20 protein-coding genes and 1 pseudogene are annotated in these 20,386 nt (G+C 69.0%); 13 read left to right on the top strand and 8 right to left on the bottom strand.

The genetic code is table 11. The annotated features are described in order from the left end of the window. The 6 genes from ACGF3I_RS08730 to ACGF3I_RS08705 all read right to left on the bottom strand — a co-directional run bounded on the left by ACGF3I_RS08730 (window position 1) and on the right by ACGF3I_RS08705 (window position 3,569). Window positions 1-798: a hypothetical protein gene (locus tag ACGF3I_RS08730; RefSeq protein ID WP_393129906.1), complete on the bottom strand. Its 798-nt coding sequence runs from the start codon at window positions 796-798 to the stop codon at window positions 1-3. Continuing rightward, the gene (locus tag ACGF3I_RS08725; RefSeq protein WP_393129905.1) at window positions 795-1,319 is read right to left on the bottom strand and encodes a GntR family transcriptional regulator; all 525 of its coding nucleotides are present in this window, start codon (window positions 1,317-1,319) and stop codon (window positions 795-797) included. The genes ACGF3I_RS08730 and ACGF3I_RS08725 overlap by 4 nt, the downstream gene beginning before the upstream one ends. Beyond that, window positions 1,316-1,819: a hypothetical protein gene (locus ACGF3I_RS08720; protein WP_393129904.1), complete on the bottom strand. Its 504-nt coding sequence runs from the start codon at window positions 1,817-1,819 to the stop codon at window positions 1,316-1,318. Before ACGF3I_RS08720 ends, ACGF3I_RS08725 begins: the two co-directional genes overlap by 4 nt. Before the next feature lie 411 nt (window positions 1,820-2,230). Next, window positions 2,231-2,674, bottom strand: a complete 444-nt coding sequence (locus tag ACGF3I_RS08715; protein ID WP_393129903.1) for a DUF6302 family protein — start codon at window positions 2,672-2,674, stop codon at window positions 2,231-2,233. Continuing rightward, the gene (locus ACGF3I_RS08710) at window positions 2,668-3,033 is read right to left on the bottom strand and encodes a hypothetical protein (RefSeq protein WP_393129902.1); all 366 of its coding nucleotides are present in this window, start codon (window positions 3,031-3,033) and stop codon (window positions 2,668-2,670) included. Before ACGF3I_RS08710 ends, ACGF3I_RS08715 begins: the two co-directional genes overlap by 7 nt. Before the next feature lie 146 nt (window positions 3,034-3,179). Further along, window positions 3,180-3,569, bottom strand: coding sequence for an ATP-binding protein (locus ACGF3I_RS08705; RefSeq protein WP_393129901.1), 390 nt, complete (start codon window positions 3,567-3,569; stop codon window positions 3,180-3,182). Window positions 3,570-3,853: 284 nt separating this feature from the next. Here ACGF3I_RS08705 and ACGF3I_RS08700 point away from each other — a divergent pair, with 284 nt between their 5' ends. After that, window positions 3,854-5,239: a Tat pathway signal protein gene (locus ACGF3I_RS08700; protein WP_393129900.1), complete on the top strand. Its 1,386-nt coding sequence runs from the start codon at window positions 3,854-3,856 to the stop codon at window positions 5,237-5,239. Window positions 5,240-5,310: 71 nt separating this feature from the next. Further along, window positions 5,311-5,793 (top strand): SAM-dependent methyltransferase, encoded by a 483-nt coding sequence (locus ACGF3I_RS08695; RefSeq protein ID WP_393129899.1) that lies wholly within the window; start codon window positions 5,311-5,313, stop codon window positions 5,791-5,793. 331 nt (window positions 5,794-6,124) lie between these two features. On the opposite strand, the pseudogene cutA reads toward ACGF3I_RS08695, so the two are convergent. After that, window positions 6,125-6,451, bottom strand: a pseudogene (cutA, locus tag ACGF3I_RS08690) (divalent-cation tolerance protein CutA). Window positions 6,452-7,497: 1,046 nt separating this feature from the next. Here cutA and ACGF3I_RS08685 point away from each other — a divergent pair. The 9 genes from ACGF3I_RS08685 (at window position 7,498) to ACGF3I_RS08645 (ending at window position 15,887) form a co-directional block, all read left to right on the top strand. After that, complete coding sequence (locus ACGF3I_RS08685; RefSeq protein WP_393129898.1) at window positions 7,498-8,754, top strand: tyrosine-type recombinase/integrase; 1,257 nt, start codon at window positions 7,498-7,500, stop codon at window positions 8,752-8,754. Between the two features lie 307 nt (window positions 8,755-9,061). Beyond that, window positions 9,062-10,444, top strand: coding sequence for an alpha/beta fold hydrolase (locus ACGF3I_RS08680; RefSeq protein ID WP_393129897.1), 1,383 nt, complete (start codon window positions 9,062-9,064; stop codon window positions 10,442-10,444). A gap of 47 nt (window positions 10,445-10,491) precedes the next feature. After that, the gene (locus ACGF3I_RS08675; protein WP_393129896.1) at window positions 10,492-11,130 is read left to right on the top strand and encodes an MBL fold metallo-hydrolase; all 639 of its coding nucleotides are present in this window, start codon (window positions 10,492-10,494) and stop codon (window positions 11,128-11,130) included. Window positions 11,131-11,160: 30 nt separating this feature from the next. Beyond that, a complete protein-coding gene (locus ACGF3I_RS08670; protein WP_393129895.1) occupies window positions 11,161-11,940 on the top strand; it encodes an exodeoxyribonuclease III in 780 nt (259 codons plus the stop codon). Window positions 11,941-12,108: 168 nt separating this feature from the next. After that, window positions 12,109-12,543 (top strand): DUF6278 family protein, encoded by a 435-nt coding sequence (locus tag ACGF3I_RS08665; protein ID WP_393129894.1) that lies wholly within the window; start codon window positions 12,109-12,111, stop codon window positions 12,541-12,543. Window positions 12,544-12,686: 143 nt separating this feature from the next. Continuing rightward, window positions 12,687-13,430 carry an amino acid ABC transporter ATP-binding protein gene (locus ACGF3I_RS08660; protein ID WP_393129893.1) on the top strand — a complete coding sequence of 248 codons (744 nt, stop codon included), beginning with the start codon at window positions 12,687-12,689 and terminating at the stop codon, window positions 13,428-13,430. Window positions 13,431-13,451: 21 nt separating this feature from the next. After that, window positions 13,452-14,354 carry a glutamate ABC transporter substrate-binding protein gene (locus ACGF3I_RS08655; RefSeq protein WP_393129892.1) on the top strand — a complete coding sequence of 301 codons (903 nt, stop codon included), beginning with the start codon at window positions 13,452-13,454 and terminating at the stop codon, window positions 14,352-14,354. Window positions 14,355-14,361: 7 nt separating this feature from the next. After that, window positions 14,362-15,006, top strand: a complete 645-nt coding sequence (locus ACGF3I_RS08650) for an amino acid ABC transporter permease (RefSeq protein ID WP_393129891.1) — start codon at window positions 14,362-14,364, stop codon at window positions 15,004-15,006. Beyond that, window positions 15,003-15,887, top strand: coding sequence for an amino acid ABC transporter permease (locus ACGF3I_RS08645; RefSeq protein WP_393129890.1), 885 nt, complete (start codon window positions 15,003-15,005; stop codon window positions 15,885-15,887). Before ACGF3I_RS08650 ends, ACGF3I_RS08645 begins: the two co-directional genes overlap by 4 nt. A gap of 228 nt (window positions 15,888-16,115) precedes the next feature. Here ACGF3I_RS08645 and ACGF3I_RS08640 read toward each other — a convergent pair whose 3' ends face one another. Then, window positions 16,116-17,309 carry an Ig-like domain-containing protein gene (locus tag ACGF3I_RS08640; protein ID WP_393130204.1) on the bottom strand — a complete coding sequence of 398 codons (1,194 nt, stop codon included), beginning with the start codon at window positions 17,307-17,309 and terminating at the stop codon, window positions 16,116-16,118. 245 nt (window positions 17,310-17,554) lie between these two features. On the opposite strand from ACGF3I_RS08640, the gene ACGF3I_RS08635 reads away from it, so the two are divergent. Beyond that, window positions 17,555-18,715 (top strand): lipid II:glycine glycyltransferase FemX, encoded by a 1,161-nt coding sequence (locus ACGF3I_RS08635; RefSeq protein WP_393129889.1) that lies wholly within the window; start codon window positions 17,555-17,557, stop codon window positions 18,713-18,715. Further along, a complete protein-coding gene (gene murJ, locus ACGF3I_RS08630; protein WP_393129888.1) occupies window positions 18,712-20,352 on the top strand; it encodes a murein biosynthesis integral membrane protein MurJ in 1,641 nt (546 codons plus the stop codon). Before ACGF3I_RS08635 ends, murJ begins: the two co-directional genes overlap by 4 nt. Window positions 20,353-20,386: the final 34 nt, after the last annotated feature.

The raw sequence follows: 20,386 nt of genomic DNA, 5'->3' as shown, positions 1-20,386 counted from the left end.
TTAGACCGACAGGTCCACGTGCTGCTCCGTGGCGGTCTGGAGAGCGGCTGCCAGGCGCTGGGCCACATCGAGGCGGATCTCCCCGAGCTTGATGGTGGAGTCGTGGCCGCACTCGTGGCAGTAGTAGCGCATCTCGACATCCATGAAGCCGGCCGCCGCCTGCACGGCCCTGGCCAGGCGGTCCGCAATATCTGCGGCCTCGGCGTATTCGGGGCACTCAAGGTCGCCAGCGACCGGTTCTCCGTCGAGGAGGCTGGCGAAGCGGGCCGCAGTGGGGACGGTGACCTTGCCGAGGGTGATGCGGAGGTTCCTGACGCGCGGCCTGAGCGCGCCGTCTTCGGTCAGGTCGTGCTGTTGCAGGGCCTCGTCCAGGTCGCGGGCGGCGGTGAGGAAGTCGACGAGGCCGGTCCACAGCAGAGCGGTGAGTGTCTGCGCACCTGACGTGTCGAGGTTGCGCAGGTGGATAACGGGCCTGTCGCGGTGAATACGGACGCTCAGGTCACCGATGGCCATGCCGGCCAGCAGCTCGTGAAAGTCGTTGCGCACGGCGACGGTCTCGGCCACGGACATCTCCGCAGGAGCCAGCACCTTGGACGGTTCGGGCGCGGCGGCATGGCCAGCCACACCCGCCGCAAGCAGGCTGTGGAGTTCACGGCCTGCCGACTCGGACAGGTCCTCGATGTGGATCAGGTGGTCGTCATCGAGCGCGGGATCCAAGCAGTTGATGTTTGCCGCGTCCAGGGCGTGCCGCAGGCCGATGCAGGCGTCGGAGGCTGCGGAGACGTTGAATGGGCTCACGAGGGTTCTCCGGTAGAGGGCGGTGTGCGGTCTTCTTCTCTGCGGACCTGGGGGCTGCGGTTGGGAGGCAGCGTGATCAGTCCTTCTGCTGCCAACTCACGCAGCGCCGCCTGCGCTTCCGCGGCTGTGGCTGCATAGCGGCTGGCCAGGACGCGGGCCGTGGGCACTTCGCCGCTCGCGTCGTAGACGCCGGCGCGTACTGCCTCTCGCAGGCGCCGCGCTATCGGCATGGCCTTGCCGCGGGGGACCGGAAGCGTGATGCTCCAGTCCTTATCCGGGGCCACTGTGAGGCGCAGTGCCTTGCTGCGCTTGAGGACACGCAGCGCGGTGAGGGCGTCCAGTGCGTTGCGCAGCACGATCTCTGAGACGCCCAGCTCCTGGGCGAGATCTGCGGGCCGGGGAAGTTGATGGCCAGGCGGGCGGTCACCGCGCGCGATCTGACGCAGCAGAACATGCGCGGTGTCGCCGAGCCAGGAGGTGCCTGCCTTTCGGGCAGCAGCCGTCACTTGCGTCTCACTCACAGGCCCGACGCCTGGGGCGTCCGGGCGGGGACGAGAAAGGGGGCGACGACGAAATCGACGAACGCGCAGTGCGCCTGTGCCCACCGGAGCGTGATCTCGACTTCGTCGTGGTCGGTGCTGATGTCCGAGGCGCCCACCACGACGATGCCGTGCGCGAAACCGCCGGCGACGTGCGCACTCATCTCAAGCCATCCGGGGCGCTGCGTGGGATCAGCAGCACCATCCCGGTCGCTGAATCGGCGCCCGACAGCGAAGCCCTGGCTCTCGGCATAGACCTGGGCGCGCAGGTGCGAATTGACCGGCTCGACGCCCAGTGCGTAGAGGTCTGTGATGACAGGCCGATCATCCCGCGCCGCGATCACCACCGCTTTGATCTCCCGGCGCAGCGCCGACAGATGCCTCATGCGTGCGGTGCGGTACAGGTGCTCCTCGGTATAGGGGCGGCGTAACCGTGTGCCGGTGCTGGTGCCCCAGTCCTCGTCGAGGAAGGTCTCGTACATGGTGGTCGGGGTCCTCAACTGCTCGAAGGGGCAGCCGCAGGAGTGTCCGGCTGCTTAGGGGCGGATTCCTCGGCCTGGCTTTCCGGCTCGGGGGCCGGGCCAAGCGGTGCGGGCGGAAGGGCGAACGTCACGACGTCCTCCAGGTACAGGGAGACACGGGTGTGGAGATCAGGAGACTGGGGCCGGCCGCCGCTCTTCCTGAAGAGGGCGGCCGGGGCACACCGCACGACTGGCCGGGGGGTGTCGACAGCCGTGCGCCGTGCCTGCTCCTTCGCCGTTCGCTCACCTCGACGGCGCACACGAACGCGCGCGGGCCTCGCACGCTCGCGGCCTGATGAGGTACGAAGGAGCACCGTTTGGGGCGGCCACCTCGCCATTGCGCCCAGGGCAGCAATGGGGAGATGGCCAACTCTAGGGAGCGGGCGGATCGTGCCCCGCCCGCGCGCGGCGATGGCAGTACGCGGCGATGGCGGCTTCGCTGTAGCCGTAGAAGCGGCCGACCACCGCGTCGTCCTCCCACCAGGGTGGAGCCGGCTCGCCCCATTCAACGGTGTGGCAGGCGTCGCTGTAGGGCGACCAGCACACGCGGGCGTTAGGGAAGCCATGGCGGTCTGCCAGGAGGGAGCGGGCCTCTACCGCCCCCAACAACCCGGCGACCGGCAGGTACCCGCCGCGGCGGGTACCGCCCACGGGCACTGCCAGGAAAGGGGCCCGGAAGACACACACCGCGACGGCGCCGGCGAGCAGGGCGGGATCGGCGAGGCGTTGTGCGACGTAGTCGTAGTCGTACGCCTCGGTGGCCGGGCGGAGGGACACCGTGAGGCGGCCGACGGGCGCCGGGTCAGTCGTCAGCATTCGGTCAGCCCCCTCACGGTGCCGGTCTCCTCCAGGCGCTCGACGAGATCCAAGGTGACTGCCGCCAGCTTTCGCGCGAGCCCAAGCACCTGGTCCGGATCGTCGGCCACTTCCTGAGCGCGCAGGGCACGAGCCAGGTTGATCAGGTGTGCGATGGCCGGGTGCTTCTCGTCGGCCCGGTCATGCTGGGCGCGGGCTGTGAGGAGCTTGAGGGCCATACACAGACGCTCGATCACCTTTTCGGCATCGGAGCATCGCCGTAACGGTTCCGGGCTAGACGAACCTGCGGCGTGGTGACTCATTTCCTGCTCGCCGTGCAGGACGGCGTCGAGGTCTTCGTACACCTGGTCCCAGTCCACGCTGGCCCACTCATGCAGAGAGCGCATGAACCGCCGTACCGTCTCATCGTCGTGTGAGGACGTCCACGGGCGTGTGGGGACGGACGTGACCTTGGTGCGAACCGGGAGCGGCTCGTGTTGAGTGGTCGGCGGAGTGGTGTGTGCTGTCAGCATGTCGCCCACCCCAGCTCGCACCACGTAGTTGCGCCGCTGTCACTGACGCCCCAGTCGTGCGCCAGCGCGTTGACGAGACACAGTCCACGCCCGGACTCAGCGTCGGGGGCGGCGACGCGCAGTTTGGCCGGGGCCGGATTGTTATCTCTCACCTCGACCCGCACGCCTCGTTCCAAGCACCACACCCGCAACCCCAGTTCCCCACGGCCGTGTTGCACGCCGTTGGAGACCAGCTCGGAAACGGCCAATACCGCGTCCTCCACGACGGCTTCATCAATGTGCTCGTGTCGCAGAAACGCCCGGGTGATCCGACGCATGTGAGCGACCCGCACCTTGTCCGGCGGGAAGGCCACTTCGAAGGCGCGCCCGTCTTGTGACGGCACGGCGGATAGTGGTGCTGCGACGGGAGTCATGAGGAGCCTCCGGGGCGATGACATGGGCGCCACGCCCGCCTGCGGGACCTGCCCATCACGTGACTCCCCTCTGAAATCTGCCAGTTTGGGCGAGAGTTGGCGACGCAGACCGGTAGACGCGGTGCGAAGTCAGTGATCTGGCCGCTACGTTGAGCAAACCGTGGAATCGCGGCACGCGGCATCCCCGAGCGGCTGGCAAGGCCGCCAAAGTTGTCGAGGCCGCCAAAGATCGATTCGGAACCGAGGGGCGCGCTATGGCCCGCACACGCAACGCCGCGCTGGCCGCGGTTCTCGCAGAGAGCGGCTGGACGCAGACGCAGGCGGCTACCGCCTTCGTCCGTGTGGCCACCGAGTGCGGGGCACGGGATCTGACAGGAGTCTCGCGCTCGCATATCTCGATGTGGGTGCTGGGCACGCGACCAAGCGGGCAGGCGCCCCATATCCTCTGCGAGACGCTGTCGCGCCGGCTCGGCCGCCGGTTGACCCTGGCGGACATCGGGCTCACCGGGCCAACGGGCCAGCCGGACGGCGGACCCGACTGGAGCGTCGACCCCTTGAGCTTGTTGGCCGACCTGGGAAGCGACGACCTGGACATGCAACGACGCAAGATGCTGGCGGCGACCGCCTATTCTGTAGCCGGCCTTGCCCTCCCCGCAGCAGCCTGGTGGGAGGCCGCACCGGCCGTGGCCAAGGGCCGCCGCCCCACTTCTTCCCACCAGGTCACCGCTGAAGACGTTGACGAACTGCGAGACCTGACGAACTACTTCTCGGCTCGCGATCAGCAGCACGGCGGTGGCAGAGGGCGCCGCACTCTGGTCAGGTACTTGCGGGAGGAGGGCGTACCTCTCCTGCGCAGTCGCTTCGCAACCGAAGACATGCGCCGCGAGACATACTCGGCCGTCGCGGAAATGACCTACCTCGCCGGATGGATGGCCTTCGATGCCTCCGAGCACCGCACCGCTCAGCGATACCTCACCCTCGCGGCCCGCGTCGCTGCCGAAGCGGGCGACGGACCGCTCAGCGGTCACATCCTGCGCGCCCTGGCCCACCAAGCCGTGGACCTGGGCCACCCCCAGCGTGCGCTCGACCTGGCAAGCGCCTCCATGTCGAGCGACCGCTACGGACAGGCCGGCCCCAGGGAACGAGCGCTGATCAGCATCGTCCACGCCCGCGCCTTGGCCGCAGCCGGTGACCGCCGCGGCACCCTCGGCGCTATCAATCGTGCGGAGCGGGACCTGTCGCATGCGGACAGTGCCGAGGCACCGAACCGTGTCGGGTTCTTCCAGGAGGCGTCCCTTGCTCACGAGACAGCCTGCGCGCTGCGCGATCTTGGCCAACCGCGGGACGCTGAAGCCCACTTCCAGCGCAGCGTCGCCACCCGCTGGCGTCAGCTCTACGCCCGCACGCACAGTGTGACGCTGGGGTACCTGGGCGCGGTCCAAGTCAAACAGGGGCACCTCGACGAGGCGTGCTCCACCTGGAACCAAGCCCTCGACGCCATGTCCGGCATCCATTCCGGGCGAGCCCGGGACGTCATTGTCCGGATGCAGAGCGACCTGTCGCCCGTCCGGCAGCGAGGCGGCCGGCCCGTTGCGGACTTGGACCGCCGTGCACGCGAAATCCTCCGCGCCATAGGCTGATTGTTGACACGGCGGTCAGGTCGGCCTCGGCTCGCCGTACCAGCTGGGACGCGAAGGGAGAGCGAACAACAGTGACCACATACGAGGTTAGCTCGGTCGCGACGGTCGTCGGGGGCCACACGCGCGTTCAGGACGACTATCAGGGCGGGGTCGAATCGATCATCCGGCTTGACGACGAGTACCCCCTCGAAACGCTGCAGGGAATCGAGGAGTTCTCTCACCTTGAGGTGATCTGGCACTTCCACCTGGCGCAGCCAGAAGACGTACAACTTCACGCGCGTAGCCCCCGGGGGAACCAGCGCTGGCCGGCAACTGGAACCTTCGTCCACCGCAATCACCGGCGGCCGAACCAGCTGGCAGTCAGCCACCCGCGGCTGCTCAAGGTGGACGGCCGAGATCTCCTGGTCACCGACCTCGACGCTGTCGATGGGACGCCCATCATCGACTTGGGCCCGCACTTTGAGCAGATGGGGCCACGGGGCCCGGTCCAACAGCCGCCCTGGCCCGCCGAGATGCTCGTCGACTACTGGCACGATGCGTCAAAGCGTCCGTAATTCGTTGGCCAAAGCCGGGGGTGGGCGCTTGGTGGTGCTGGTGGGAGGCATTCGCCTTCCTCCAAGCGCAGTGCAGCCCACTTGGTGGCCGTCGCCTGGACGCCCGCGCGTTCTGGTTGGGTGGGAATGTCACTCACGCGTGCGATACCCCGGCCCAACCTGCATCGGCAGCAGAGTTGAAGCCGAACACCATGGGACGTCAGCGGGCGCAGAGCATCGCCGCGTGGCTCCCCGACACAGAGCGCGATCTGGCTGGCCACTTGCTGGCGTTCGCGTCGTGAGTCGTCCCGGCGTGCTGGCGCGGTGAGGGCGAGCTGCTGGGTGGCCGGCCCTACTGGGGGTGAGTCTCGTCGACCACCCAGGACAGGTACGCCGTCGACCCTCCGGTCACGGGCAGTGTGATCCACTGGGGGACTTCATACGGATGCTTCTCGTGCAGCCACGCCTCCAGTGCTGGGAGGTGGTCTACCGACGTCATGTACGAGATCCGTCACTCTTGTGCCGCTTCGACCTTCCCCTTCCACCAGTAGAAGGCGGTGATGGGCGCATCTATGTGGACGCCCGCCGCCAGCTTGCTCTCAACCGCGCCTCGGGCGAGAGCCTTCGCCTGATCCTCGTTGTCACTGGTCGTCTGCGCGATCACGATCTCGTGGGCCATACGTCTACCTCTCCAGCTCGGATACCGCGACCCTATCCAGCTGCCGACGGGTGGTGGACACCAGCGGGGATGGGTTGGACTCACCTACCGACCTGATCATTCATGCAGCGGCCCACGGTCCCGGGTGGGGAGCGCCGCTTCACCTTCCCGGTGAAGGTCACCTCATCGAGAAGGTCGGGTAACGGCTACGTGGCCTCGGCGTGTGCGTGCCGCCCAACGGGCTGTGGCGGAGGGACCCCTGGTGCCCTCGGGGTGATGCATTGTTCAGCCCACGGCAGACGAGAAAGAGCGCCAAGGGACTGGAAGCTCTTTCGAGACCATGTCAACGTAAATCGTCCCGGAAAACACCAGGTCAGGAAAGGGATGCGGACTCCTGGTGGGGGCGCGCCGACCCGCCGCACGACAGCCCGCAGCCGACTCGTTCGGTCTCGTGACCGAGCGTCCGACTCCACGGAGGTCCACCTGTCTAAGCCCGCTATCCGGTCTGTCCGCTTCACCGCCCCCATCCTCTTGGCGCTAGGCGCCCTGAACGCGTGGACGGCCCATAGGACTGAGGACTACGGATCTCTCTCCACGGCGCTGTGCCTTTGCGTCTGCGCCGTCGGCCTGTTCGGCGAGGGTCTGCTGCAACGTGGCCAACGTGGCTACCGCCGTGACAGCACGGTCCTCGCACACGTCGCGGCGCATCCTGGAGCCGCAACTCGCCACTAGCCCGAGCCGTCGGCGCCCCGGAGCGTGTTGTCGCTCGGAGCCTCGACCGTCTTACCGATGACGGTCTGCTGATGCTGGTCACTGACGGCGCAACTCCTGCGCTGCGGTCCTAGCGATTGGCGTCATGACCTGTGCTGGAGCAGAGGGCACACCCTCTGGCGCGCTGGGCGATACATAGCAGACGATCCCCGGTTAGCGAAACCGGGGATCGTGCGGACCATTGGTGTTGCTCGTCTTCAGCTGCGCTGGGCGGTGGAGCTATGGCGGGCTGGCATAGAGATTCGCCCGCGGGCTAGTGGGTGGGTAACGAGCAAATTCTGTCTAAATTGAGAGGCGTGAGTACCCTGTCTGATCCGATCAAAAAACTGCCACCAAACTCGAAGGGGAAGGTCAGGTATCGATTTGTTGTCGATGTAGGGGCAGATCCGGAGACTGGTAAACGTAAGCAGTTGATGCGCACTTTCGATTCCCTGAAGGAGGCGAAAGCCGCGTACGCCAACATAGCGAATCGGCGGAACGAAGGTTCGCTCGTGCCGCCCAACAAGATCACCGTGAATGAGTGGCTCGATCGGTGGCTGGCAATGAAAGCGGAGGATCTCGAAGAGACCACCATCTACAATTACAGAATCAGCCTAGAAAGGGTCCGCGGAAGGCTCGGTGAGATACGGCTTCAAGATCTCACTGAAGAGCACGTGGAGGAGTGGAGGGACTGGGCGCTGGCTCATGGCCGCGTACGTGGCAAGAGGGCTGGTACACCACTCAGCGTCACGAGTGTGGATATGAGCCTATCCCGATTCAAGGAGGCGCTGGCAAGGGCTGTTACGCGACGCTTGGTGCAAATGAACGTGGCTGAACATGTAAACATCCCTCGCAGGGTGCGGAAAGAGGAGCGAAAGACTAAGGAAGAAGTCCCGCCCTGGAATGTTAAGGAGGTTCAAAGGTTCATCCAGGGCATTCAGGTAGAGCGTCTTTACGCTCCGCTCCTTCTGTCGCTCATGGGTCTTCGCCCGGCTGAAGTTTGCGGCCTTAGATGGGAGGACGTTGACTTGGAGAACGCCACTATTGTCATCGCCAACACGCGCACCATGATGGGTAATCGGTATGTGGTGGAGAAGGACACGAAGTCGCTCGCTGGTGAGCGGGACCTGCCATTGCCGACTCCAGCGCTTGCCGCTCTAAAAGCCTTCAAGGCTCTCCAGGCCGAGGAGAGGCTTGCTTTGGGGGAGGCGTATGAAGTGTCTCCCTATGTGGTGGTGCATGAGTCGGGACAAGCCTTCACGATGAAGCAGCTCCGGCGGCGGGCGTACCGGCTCATGCACCTTCTTGGACTTCGTCGCGTCCGGCTCTACGACGCCCGCGCGTCCTGCTTCACCTTCCTAGCCAACAACGGCGTGCCGGACCATATCCTCGCGCGATGGGCTGGCCATAAGAACGTCAAGACGACCAAGAAGTGGTACGTCAAGCCGAATGTAGAGGACCTCCGCGATGCCGCTTCCACATGGGATAGCTTCCACGGCGGCGTGGAGCAGCAGCGGGCGCCGCGCGATCTGCCGACAAGACGACCCGCCCCGTCGTCCGGCCGACGGAGATGAGACGGATTCATGCCGACCTGCGGGCAGCCGCGACTGGGCGACATTCGTCTCGGTACGCAGGGTCCTGATCAAGGAGAGGTCGGTCTTCCTACGCACGCGCTGTTCACGCGTTGGCGGGCGTGGCGCCTGACGGGCCTGCACGCTGATGGCCCCCCGCCCGCCGAGGGGTGCCACAGCCAATCTGCACCGAACCCTCCTTGCGGGCTGGCCAGAGACGCCAGCTCTCGCGCACCCTCCGGAGGAGGAGGCCCGGCGTATCGTCCGAGCGAACACCGGAGTGGGTGAGCCGAGGAGGTTCACCCCGCCGATGTGTAATTTTGTGAGAGATGAGAGGGTCAGCCGGGTGAGCGAGACACTGACGAACACCCTGCAATACCGCTCTGACGGGCCAAAAGACGCTCCTGTCCTGGTCTTGGGTCCCTCACTGGGTACCACATGGCACATGTGGGATCGCCAGATACCCGAGCTGGCGGGGGCCTGGCGGGTCGTGCGGTTCGATCTGCCGGGGCACGGGGGAGCGCCCGCCGAGCCCGCCCATCTGGTCGCCGAGCTCGGCGACCGCCTGATCGCCACCCTCGACGGGCTCGGCGTGAGCCGGTTCGGATACGTGGGCTGCTCCATCGGCGGGGCCATCGGGGCCGACCTGGCCCTGCGCCACCCGCACCGGCTCGCCTCGCTGGCCCTGGTCGCGGCCTCCGCCCGGTTCGGCACCGCCGACGAGTACCGCCAGCGCGGGGTGGTCGTGCGCACCAACGGCATGGACCCGATGGCGCGCTCCGCGCCCGAGCGCTGGTTCACCCCCGCCTACGCCGCCGCGCAGCCCGCGATCGTCGAGTGGGCCGTGCAGATGGTGCGCACCACCGACCCCGCCTGCTACGTAGCGGCCTGCGAGGCGCTCGCCGCCTTCGACATCCGCGCCGAGCTGGGCCGCATCACCGTTCCCACGCTCGCCCTGGTCGGCGCCGAGGACCGGGTGACCGGGCCCGGCGAGGCACGCACCCTGGTCGCGGGCATACCGGGGGCCGGCCTCGCGGTGGTGCCCGGCGCCTCGCACCTGGCGCCGGTCGAGCAGCCGGGCGCCGTCACCGATCTCCTCGTACGCCACTTCTCCACGTCCTGGCAGGAGACGCTCACCGCGATCCCCGCGCCCGCCCCGGCCCACGCGGCGCCGCCCGCGCCCCCGACCGCCCAGCCCCCGCTCGCCCCGCAGACCCCCTTGGCCCCGCTGGTCCCGCTCGCCCCGCAGGCCCCGGCGCCGGCCCCGGAAGAGGCCCCCGCCTCCGGCGAGCCCGCCGTGCTCCCCGACGCGGCGGCGGACGCGTACGAGAGCGGCATGCGGATCCGCCGCGAGGTGCTGGGCGACGCGCACGTGGACGCCGAGCGGGCCGGCGCCGACGCCTTCAGCGGTGACTTCGACGAGCTCACCACCCGCCACGTCTGGGGCGAGGTGTGGTCGAGGGACGGCCTCGACCGGCGGACCCGGGCCGTGGTGGCGCTGGCCTCGCTCGCCACGGGCGGCCACCTGGACGACCTCGCCGCCCACACCCGCGCCGCGCTGCGCGCCGGACTGACGCCCGAGGAGATCAGGGAAGTGCTGATCCAGACCGGCGTGTACTGCGGCGTCCCGGCCGCGAGCGCCGCGTTCCGGGTCGTGGCGGCGGTCGTGCGCGAGGAGACGACCCCGCGCTGACGGCTCGGCTCCCCCCGGCCGCGCGGTGCGGGGAGCAGGATGGAGCCATGAACCTGAAGCTGACCAAGAAGACCCATGCCTGCGTCCAGCTGGAGAAGGACGGCCGGACGCTCGTCATCGACCCGGGCACGTTCAGCGAGCGCGACGCCGCGCTCGGTGCCGACGCGATCCTCGTCACCCACGAGCACCCCGACCACTTCGACGAGGACCGGCTGCGGACCGGCCTCGAAGCCAACCCGGCCGCCGAGATCTGGACCCTGCGCAGCGTCGCGGAGCAGCTCTCGGCGGCCTTCCCCGGCCGCGTCCACACCGTCGGCGAGGGCGACACCTTCAGCGCGGCCGGCTTCGACGTCCAGGTGCACGGCCGGCTGCACGCGGTGATCCACCCCGACATCCCGCGCATCACCAACATCGGCTTCCTGGTGGACGGTTCGGTCTTCCACCCCGGGGACGCGCTCACCGTCCCGGGCCAGGCCGTGGACACCCTGATGCTCCCGGTGATGGCACCCTGGAACAAGATCTCCGAGGTCATCGACTACGTACGCGAGGTCAAGCCGCGGCGCGCCATCGACATCCACGACGCCCTGCTCACCGACCTCGCCCGGCCGATCTACGACACGCAGATCGGCCACCTCGGCGGGACCGATCACGGCCGTCTGGCGCCCGGCGGGACGACGCGACTGTGACTGTCGGACCCGGGCGGTAGGTTGGGATCCATGCGCATCGCCACCTGGAACGTCAACTCGATCACCGCCCGGCTGCCCCGTCTGCTGGCCTGGCTGGAGAGCACCGGCACGGACGTGCTGTGCGTCCAGGAGACCAAGACCACCGCCGAGGGCTTCCCCGCCGCCGAGCTGCGCGAGCTGGGCTACGAGTCCGCGGTCAACGCCACCGGCCGGTGGAACGGGGTGGCCCTGATCTCCCGCGTGGGCCTGGACGACGTGGTGCTCGGCCTGCCCGGCGGCCCCGACTACGACGGCACGCAGGAGCCGCGGGCGATCTCCGCCACGTGCGGCGGGGTGCGCCTGTGGTCGGTCTACGTGCCCAACGGCCGCGAGGTCGACCACGACCACTACACCTACAAGCTGACCTGGCTGGAAGCCCTGAAGGCGGCCGTCGCCGAGGACGCCGCGGGAGCGCGCCCCTTCGCGGTGCTGGGCGACTTCAACGTGGCCCCGACGGACGAGGACGTCTACGACCCGGCGGTCTTCGCCGGCCTCACCCACGTCACCCCCGCCGAGCGCGCCGCGCTGGCCGCCCTGCGCGAGGCCGGCCTCGGCGACGTGGTGCCCCGGCCGCTGAAGTACGACCGTCCGTACACGTACTGGGACTACCGCCAGCTTGCCTTCCCCAAGAACCGCGGCATGCGCATCGACCTGGTCTACGGCAACGAGCCCTTCGCCAAGGCGGTCAAGGACAGCTATGTCGACCGCGAGGAGCGCAAGGGCAAGGGCGCGTCCGACCACGCGCCGGTCGTCGTCGACCTGGAGGTGTGATCCCGGCCGGCGGGCCACATGCGGTCGGCCCGCCCCATGGGTCGGCGCCACACAGGCCGGCGCCACACAGGCCCGCACCTCACCGGCCCCGCGCCCCATGGGCCGGCGCCACACCGCCCCCGCGTGCCCTGTAGTGCATCGACGCCGCCCAGTGGGAGTCTGGATCGTATGAACTTCCTCCAGAACTGGCGAAAGCGGCACTCCACGGCGCGCGGGCTCGCGGTCGCCGAGGCCGTCAGGGAAGACCCGGAGGGTGTCGCGGAGGTCCTCTCCGAATGCGAGCTGCTGCGCACCAGGGCCTGGCAGAGCAAGCTCGAACTCGACGACTCCCCGGGCTCGTTGGAGGCGCTCGACCAGCTGCCCCCGCGCTGGCGAGACGACCCGGAGGAGCTGCCCTGGCTAGGCAACGACGCCGGGCTCTATCTGGGCACCGTCATCGTCCGGGCCGTCCCGGGCGCGAGCTGGGACGTGTGGCCCAGTGGCCGGCCCGTGGTGCGGCTGGCCTCGGGCCGTGAGATCGACGTGGTGGACGCGGGCCTGAGCTGGGCCACGACCGGCGCTCCCGAGCTGTTCCAGGTGTACGCCGAGGCCTCGGAGGCCTGAGCGGCGGCGCCCAGGGGCGTCCCGCACCCCGCTCGGGCCAAAATACGGTTTATGCCCTATTCGTGCGTGTCGGGATGAAGTCCCTTACCGGGCTGGATAGTTTGCGCTGACCTCGACACCGCGATGAGTGGGCAGGACAGCGTATGGCCGTCGATCCGTTGATCGAGCTGCGTGACGTCAACAAGTACTACGGGAAGCTGCACGTCCTCCAGGACATCAACCTCACCGTCGGGCGCGGAGAGGTGGTGGTGGTCATCGGTCCGTCCGGCTCCGGCAAGTCCACGCTCTGCCGGACGATGAACCGCCTGGAGACCATCGAGTCCGGCGCCATCGCCATCGACGGCAGACCCCTCCCGGAGGAGGGCAAGGGCCTGGCCCAGCTCCGCGCGGAAGTGGGCATGGTCTTCCAGTCCTTCAACCTCTTCGCGCACAAGTCCGTCCTCGCCAACGTCTCGCTCGCCCAGACCAAGGCCCGGGGCCGCAAGAAGGAGGAGGCGGACCGGCGCTCGCGCGAACTCCTGGACCGGGTCGGCCTCGCCTCCCAGGCGGACAAGCTCCCCGCCCAGCTCTCCGGCGGCCAGCAGCAGCGCGTGGCCATCGCCCGCGCCCTGGCCATGGACCCCAAGGTCATGCTCTTCGACGAGCCCACCTCCGCGCTCGACCCGGAGATGATCAACGAGGTGCTCGAAGTCATGCAGCAGCTGGCGCGGGACGGCATGACGATGGTCGTGGTCACCCACGAGATGGGCTTCGCGCGCTCGGCCGCCAACCGCGTCGTGTTCATGGCCGACGGCCGCATCATCGAGGACCGCACCCCCGAGGAGTTCTTCACCAACCCGCGCAGCGACCGGGCCAAGGACTTCCTCTCCAAGATCCTCAAGCACTGAGCGGGGGTGTACGCAACGATGATGCCCAAGCGACGCGCGCTCGCCGTCCTGCTGCTCGTCCTGGTCCTGGCCGGCTGCGGCAAGTCGGGCAGCCCGCCGGTGAAGGGCCCCAAGGCCGACCAGCTGCCGCACTACGCCGTGGCCAAGGACTTCAGCCTGCCCGACTCCCCGGTGTGGCGGCGGGCCAAGAACCGCGGCCACCTGGTGGTCGGCGCCAAGGAGGACCAGCCCTACCTGGGCGAGAAGGACCCGGCCACCGGCGTCTACAGCGGCTTCGACATCGAGATCGCCAAGATGATGTCGGCCTCCCTCGGCTTCGACCCCCGGACGATCCAGTTCAGGACGATCGCCTCGGCCAACCGCGAGACCGCGCTGCAGAACGGCCAGGTCGACTACTACGTCGGCACCTACACCATCAACGACAACCGCAAGAAGCTCGTCGGCTTCGCGGGCCCGTACTACATGGCCGGCCAGGCCCTGCTCGTGCGCACGGACGAGGACGGCCTCACCGCCCCCCAGGACTTCGCCGGCAAGCGGGTCTGCTCGGCCGCCGGGTCGACGCCGTTCCAGCGGATGGAGAAGGACTACCCGAAGGTCGACATGGTCGCCTACGACACCTACTCGGTGTGTGTGGACAACCTGCTCACCTTCCAGGTCGCCGCCGTCACCACCGACGACACCATCCTGAGCGGCTACGCGGCCAAGGTGCCCGACGAACTCAAGGTCGTCGGCAAGCCGTTCTCCAAGGAGCCGTACGGCATCGGCGTCCCCAAGGGCGACACCGCGCTGCGCTTCGCGCTCGACGACGCCATCGAGGCCCGCGAGAAGAACGGCGACTGGAAGAAGGCGTACGCCGCCACGCTCGGCCTGTCCGGCCGTCCGGCCGCGCCCGCCCCGCCCATCGACCGCTACCCGGCGAGCTGAGGCCCCCGTGGACGTACTCACCAAGAACTTCTCGCTGTACGGCAAGGGCTTCCTCGGCACCGTCGAACTGACCGTCTACGCCTCCGCGCTCGCCCTGGTGCTCGGCTTCGTCATGGCGTCCTGCCGCGTCTCGCCGGTCGGCTCGTTCCGGGTGCTGGGCACCGTGTGGGTGACGGTGCTGCGCAACACCCCGCTGACGCTGCTGTTCTTCGCCGTCCTGCTCGGCCTGCCGCGCTTCGGCCTCGTGCTGCCCTTCCAGCTCTTCGCGGTGATCGCGCTCGGCTGCTACACCTCCGCGTTCATCTGCGAGGCGCTGCGCTCCGGCATCAACACCGTGCCCAAGGGGCAGGGCGAGGCGGCCAGGAGCCTCGGGATGACCTTCGGGCAGACCCTGTCCACGGTGGTGCTCCCGCAGGCGTTCCGGTCCGTGATCCCGCCGGTCGGCTCCACGCTGATCGCGCTCGCCAAGAACTCCGCGATCGCCGGGGCCTTCAGCGTCACCGAACTCCTCGGCACGTACAAGACGCTGAGCGAACTCGGCTACAACATCATCTGGACCTTCGTCTGGATCGCGATCGGCTACCTGATCATCACCCTCTTCATCAGCGCCGTCTTCAACATCCTCGAAAAGCGCTGGGGAGTCGCCCGATGACCGCGCCACTGGCCAAGGAATCCACCGCCCTCTACGACATCCCCGGGCCCAGGACCCAGCAGCGGCACCTGGTGTACGGGATCATCTCGACGGTCCTGATCCTCGCCCTGGTCGGCTGGATCATCCATCTCCTGTTCGCCACCGACCAGTTCACGTCGGCGAAGTGGAGCCCCTTCGAGTACAAGGGCATCCAGGAACTCCTGCTGCGCGGGCTCGGCAACACCCTGCGGGCCTTCGCGTTCGCCTCGGTGTTCTCGATCGCGCTCGGCGCGGTGCTGGCCACCGGGCGGCTTTCCGAGCACCGGCCGCTGCGCTGGATCGCGACCCTGCTCGTCGAGTTCTTCCGCGCCATGCCCGTCCTCGTGATGATCTTCTTCATCTTCGTGGCCCTGAAGGTGCAGCCGCTGCCGGCCCTGGTGGCCGGGCTCACCCTCTACAACGGATCGGTGCTCGCCGAGATCTTCAGGACCGGCGTCAACTCCGTGGAACGCGGCCAGAAGGAGGCGGCATTCTCACTCGGCATGCGCAAGACGCAGGTCATGACGTACGTGCTGGTCCCGCAGGGGGTCCGGGCCATGCTGCCGACCATCATCAGCCAGCTGGTGGTCGCCCTGAAGGACACCTCGCTCGGCTTCCTGATCACCTATGAGGAGTTCCTGCACGCGGGGAAGCTCATCGCGTCGAATCTCGACTACGATTTGCCGTTCATCCCCGTGGTGATGGTGATCTCGCCGATCTACATCGGGATGTGCATGCTGCTCTCCTGGTTCGCCACCTGGATGGCCAGGAGACAGAAGCGCAATCCCAAGACGGAGGCCGTGGACGTCGCACCGGCCGAACCAGGGACCCTGCTGCCGCGGGGTGTTCCCCCGGGGCCCTGAGTCCTCGGGAGAGCAGTGGCCGAGGGGGCAGGAACCCAACCGGCAGCAGCCGGTGATCACTTCTCGCGGAGTGGGACCGCAGGACACGGCGTGTCCTGCGCGGGCGAGGAGAAGGTCAGCTGCGCGCCGAGCGGGTCGCCGAGGCCGAGCGGGCCCACGTCGTGGAGGTGTGCGACGGGGGCGCCGCTCTCCTTGGTCCGGCGGCGCCCGTTCCCCGGGCCACCGGCGTCAGTTGCCCGCTGCCCGGGCCAGCGCGCTCTTCGCCTTCCAGGCGTCGTACGTCAGGTTCCACTCGCCGTAGCCGTTGTTGACGGCCTGGGTGCCCTTGGCGTCGTCACCGGTTATCTCGAACGGGTCGCCCACCTGCGCCCAGCCGTAGACGAACTTGGCGTCGGCGTCGCTCATGCCGAGGCAGCCCGAACTCTTGTTGGCGGAGCCGAAGTACGGGGCGTTCCACGGGGCCGCGTGCGCGTACATGCCCGACCAGGTCAGACGCATCGAGTAGTCGACCATCTTGTTGTAGGAGTCGCCGAGGCCGACCGTCTCCGAGTTCATGTTGATCGTCCCCTCCTTCGCCATCAGGACGGTCCTGCCGCGCCAGGACGCCTTGTCTCCGCCCGGCGTGCCGCCCGACATCGGGACGTCCTTCACCAGCTGCCCGTCGCTGAACAGCTTGATGCGGTGGCTGTCCAGGTCGGCCTTGACCACCTGGTTCCTGCCGACGGTGAAGCCGGTCCTGTAGTCCTTCACGAACCAGCCGCCCGAGGGGCCCGAGTCGACGCCCGCGAGGTCGGCCTCCAGGGTCACCCGGGTGCCCGGCTTCCAGTAGTCCTTGGGGCGCCAGTCCACCCGGGAGCGGCCCGAGTAGTCCTCCATCCAGCCCCAGGTCCCCTCGGTGCTGTTGGACGTCGTCACCTTGAGGTGCTTCTCGACGTCGGCCTTGTTCTTCACCGGGTGGTCGAACACGATCGACAGCGGCTGGGCGACGCCGACCGTGGTGTCCTTGCCGGGGGCCAGCGTCACCTTGTTGACCTTGTCGGGCGCCGCCGTCGCGAACTCGGCCCTCGCCCCGCCCCCGTCGCCGTCCTTGGCCTCGACCGTGTACGAGGTGCCGGGCGCGGCCGGGCGGTCGGAGGTCCACGTCCTGCCGTCGGCGGACACCGTGCCGGTCAGCTTGCCGCCCTTGGCGTCGGTGACCGTCACCGCCTGGAGCCTGCCGTCGGCGAGCGTCACCTTCACCGGTTCGCCCGCCTTCGCCTGACGGCCCGTCAGGTTCACCGATATCTCGGTCTTCTTCTGGGCCTTGAGGTCGGACTTGGCGTCCCCTGAGGACGCGTCCCCGCCGCCGCAGGCGGTCAGCGCGGCGGCCAGGACGGCCGTCGTGGCGAAGGCGGCGCTACGGACAGGACGGCGGGAGAGGATGCGGCGGCTTGTGCGGCTCAACTGGAAAACCTCCGTTGTACATGCTTTTCCGTAGGTGAGAGTCACCGATCGGACTTTAGGTTGCGGGGCGCGCCGGGAAACTCGGAATGCGGTGTGTGACAAGGACCGCAGAGAAACGGTCACCGTCCCGTCACATGCGCCGTGCCGATCCGTCATGGACCGCTGTGAACATCCTGTGAACCCCCGCAGGACCGACGACGGGGCGCACTTGGGAGGCCACGGACGTGTCCGCACTGCTGGTGACCGGCGACCGGGATCAGGACGCCGGGGTGCGCGCCCTCGGCGCCGACGAGTACCGGTCCTTCGTGGCGGGCCGTACCGACGTCAGTTTTCTGCAGTGCCCCTCATGGGCCGGCGTGAAGGACCAATGGATGTCGGAACGGGTCGGATGGTCCCTTGACGGGGGCCAATTGACCGGTGCCGCACAGATCCTCTACCGGCAATTCCCGGGCACCCGGAAATACTTCGCCTATCTGCCGGAAGGGCCGGTCGCCGATTGGGGCGACCCCGAAATGGACCGCTGGCTCGGCCCGTTGATGCGCCATCTGCGCAAGGCCGGCGCCTTTGCCGTGCGGATCGGACCGACCCCCGCCTACCGGCGCTGGGACGCCTCCCGGCTCAAGGCCGCCACCGGACCGGGCCGCCGGATCGGCGACGTCCTGGCCACCGAGGTCGACCCGCTCGGCTCCGCCGTCGCCGAACGGCTGCGCACCCGCGGCTGGAGCCGCTGCGGCGGTGACGACGACGGCGACGCCGACGCCCAGCCCCGCCATGTCTTCCGGCTGCCGCTGGCCGGACGCGGCACCGAGGAGCTGTGGGCCGGGCTCAATCAGGAGTGGCGGCGCAATGTGCGCACCGCGCACAAGGCGGGCGTGCGGATCGTCACCGGCCAGGCGGCCGACCTGCCCGAGTTCTACCGGCTGCTGCGGATCACCGAGGAGCGCGACGGCTTCCGGCTCGGCCGCTCACTCGCGTACTACCAGCGGCAGTACGAGGCGCTCAACGCCGAACAGCCCGGCCGGATGCGGCTCTGCCTCGCCGTGCACCAGGGCGAGGTGCTGGCCGCCCACACCATGATCACGGTCGGCCGGCAGGTCTGGTACCAGACCGGCGCCTCCGCCGACCACCGCCGCGAGGTCCGCCCCAGCAACGCCCTGCAGTGGCAGATGATCCAGGACGCCCAGGCGCAGGGGGCCCAGGTGTACGACATGCGCGGGGTACCCTCCACTCTTGATCCGCGGGACCGGCCCTTCGGCCTCCTGCGCTGGAAACTCGGCACCGGGGGGCAGGTCGTCGAGACGCTGGGGGAGTGGGAGACATCCATGGGCGGAACCGCCAACAACGCGCTGTACCGGGCCTTCCAGGCCTATCTGGCCCGCCGGTGACCACGACCGTCACCCCCGGCACCGGCAAGGGTTCCGCGCTGCTGCGCAGCAGCGCGCTGATGGCGGCGGGCTCCGTCGTCTCGCGCGCCACCGGCTTCGTGCGCTCCGCGGTCGTGGCCGCCGCGCTCGGCGTCGGGCTGCTCGGCGACGGCTACGCGGTCGCCAACAACGTCCCCAACATCCTCTACATGCTCCTCATCGGCGGCACCCTCAACGCGGTCTTCGTACCCGAGCTGGTGCGCGCCGCCAAGGAGCACGCCGACGGCGGCGCCGCCTACACCGACCGGCTCATGACGGCGTGCGCCACCGCGCTGGCCGTCGTGACCGCGCTCGCGGTGTTCGCGGCCCCGCTGATCGTCGGCGCCTACACCGACTACACCGGCGCCCAGGCCGGCCTCACCATCGCGCTCGCCCGCTACTGCCTCCCGCAGATCCTCTTCTACGGCCTGTTCACCCTGTTCGGGCAGGTGCTCAACGCGCGCGGCCGGTTCGGCGCCATGATGTGGACCCCGGTCCTCAACAACCTCGTCGTCATCGCGGTGTTCGGGCTCTACCTCGCCCTGGCCGCGGGCGGCGGCGCCACCCTGAGCGCGGGCGAGGCGCGCCTGCTGGGCTGGGGCACCACCGCCGGCATCGCCGTGCAGGCCCTGGCGCTCGTCCCCTCGCTGCGCTCGGCCGGGTTCCGCTGGCGGCCCCGGTTCGACTGGCGCGGCAGCGGGCTCGGCCGGCCCCTGAAGTCGGCCGGCTGGGCGGTGCTGCTCGTCGTCTCCAACCAGCTCGCCTACTGGGTGGTGACCCGCCTCGCCACCTCCGCGGGCGCCCGTGCCGACGCCGAGGGCGTCGCCGGGGGTGCCGGCTACACCGCCTACACCAACGCGTACGTGCTCTGGATGGTGCCGCACGGCATCGTCACCGTCTCCCTGGTCACCGCGCTCATGCCGCGGATGAGCCGGGCCTCGGCGGACGGCGACCTCGCCGGGGTGCGCGCCGACGTCTCGTACGGGCTGCGGACCTGCGGCGCGGCGATCGTGCCCGCCGCCTGCGCGCTGTTCGCGCTCGCGCCCTGGATCCTCGGCGCCGTCTTCGAGTACGGCAGGACCGGCGCCGCCGACATCACGGTGATGGCGGGCATGCTCATGGCCTTCGCGCCCGGCCTGATCGCGCTCTCGGGGCAGTACGTGCTGTCCCGGGGCTTCTACGCCCTCGGAGACACCCGCACCCCGTTCCTGCTCAACCTCGTCATCGCCGGGGTCAACGCGGGCCTCACCGTGGTGGCCTACCTCGCGCTGCCCCCGCGCTGGGCGGTGACCGGCATCGCCGGCGCCTACGCGGTGGCACTGTTCGCCGGGCTCGCGGTCACCGCGTACACCCTCAACCGCAGGCTCGGCGGCGGCCCGCTCCTGCGGTCCGCGGCGCTGCGCGCACAGCTGCGGCTGCTCCTGGGCTGTGTGCCGGCCGCCGCCGCGGCGTACGCGGTGGCGCGCGCCGCCGACGGGCTCGGCGCCGTCGCGGCGGCCGGGGCCGGCACCCTGGCGCTCGCCCTCGTCCTGGCCGTACTGGCCCGGCCGCTCGGGCTCACGGGAATCGACGCCGTGCTCGACAAGGTGCGCGGCGGCGGCAGACACCGAGCCCGGTGACGGGACAAAAGAGACGGTTGGGATACTGACGCCT

It is taken from the genome of Streptomyces sp. NPDC048111, from assembly GCF_043202815.1.
Taxonomy (GTDB): Bacteria; Actinomycetota; Actinomycetes; order Streptomycetales; family Streptomycetaceae; genus Streptomyces.
Note: the sequence above shows the minus strand (reverse complement) of the source record. Positions and strands in the feature narration are given on the sequence as shown.

Coding starts and splice junctions, on each gene's coding strand:
- ACGF3I_RS08720 (WP_393129904.1), bottom strand. CDS start 1,819: ATGTACGAGACCTTCCTCGACGAGGACTGGGGCACCAGCACCGGCACA.
- ACGF3I_RS08715 (WP_393129903.1), bottom strand. CDS start 2,674: ATGCTGACGACTGACCCGGCGCCCGTCGGCCGCCTCACGGTGTCCCTC.
- ACGF3I_RS08700 (WP_393129900.1), top strand. CDS start 3,854: ATGGCCCGCACACGCAACGCCGCGCTGGCCGCGGTTCTCGCAGAGAGC.
- ACGF3I_RS08680 (WP_393129897.1), top strand. CDS start 9,062: ATGTGTAATTTTGTGAGAGATGAGAGGGTCAGCCGGGTGAGCGAGACA.
- ACGF3I_RS08675 (WP_393129896.1), top strand. CDS start 10,492: ATGAACCTGAAGCTGACCAAGAAGACCCATGCCTGCGTCCAGCTGGAG.
- ACGF3I_RS08670 (WP_393129895.1), top strand. CDS start 11,161: ATGCGCATCGCCACCTGGAACGTCAACTCGATCACCGCCCGGCTGCCC.
- ACGF3I_RS08665 (WP_393129894.1), top strand. CDS start 12,109: ATGAACTTCCTCCAGAACTGGCGAAAGCGGCACTCCACGGCGCGCGGG.
- ACGF3I_RS08660 (WP_393129893.1), top strand. CDS start 12,687: ATGGCCGTCGATCCGTTGATCGAGCTGCGTGACGTCAACAAGTACTAC.
- ACGF3I_RS08655 (WP_393129892.1), top strand. CDS start 13,452: ATGCCCAAGCGACGCGCGCTCGCCGTCCTGCTGCTCGTCCTGGTCCTG.
- ACGF3I_RS08645 (WP_393129890.1), top strand. CDS start 15,003: ATGACCGCGCCACTGGCCAAGGAATCCACCGCCCTCTACGACATCCCC.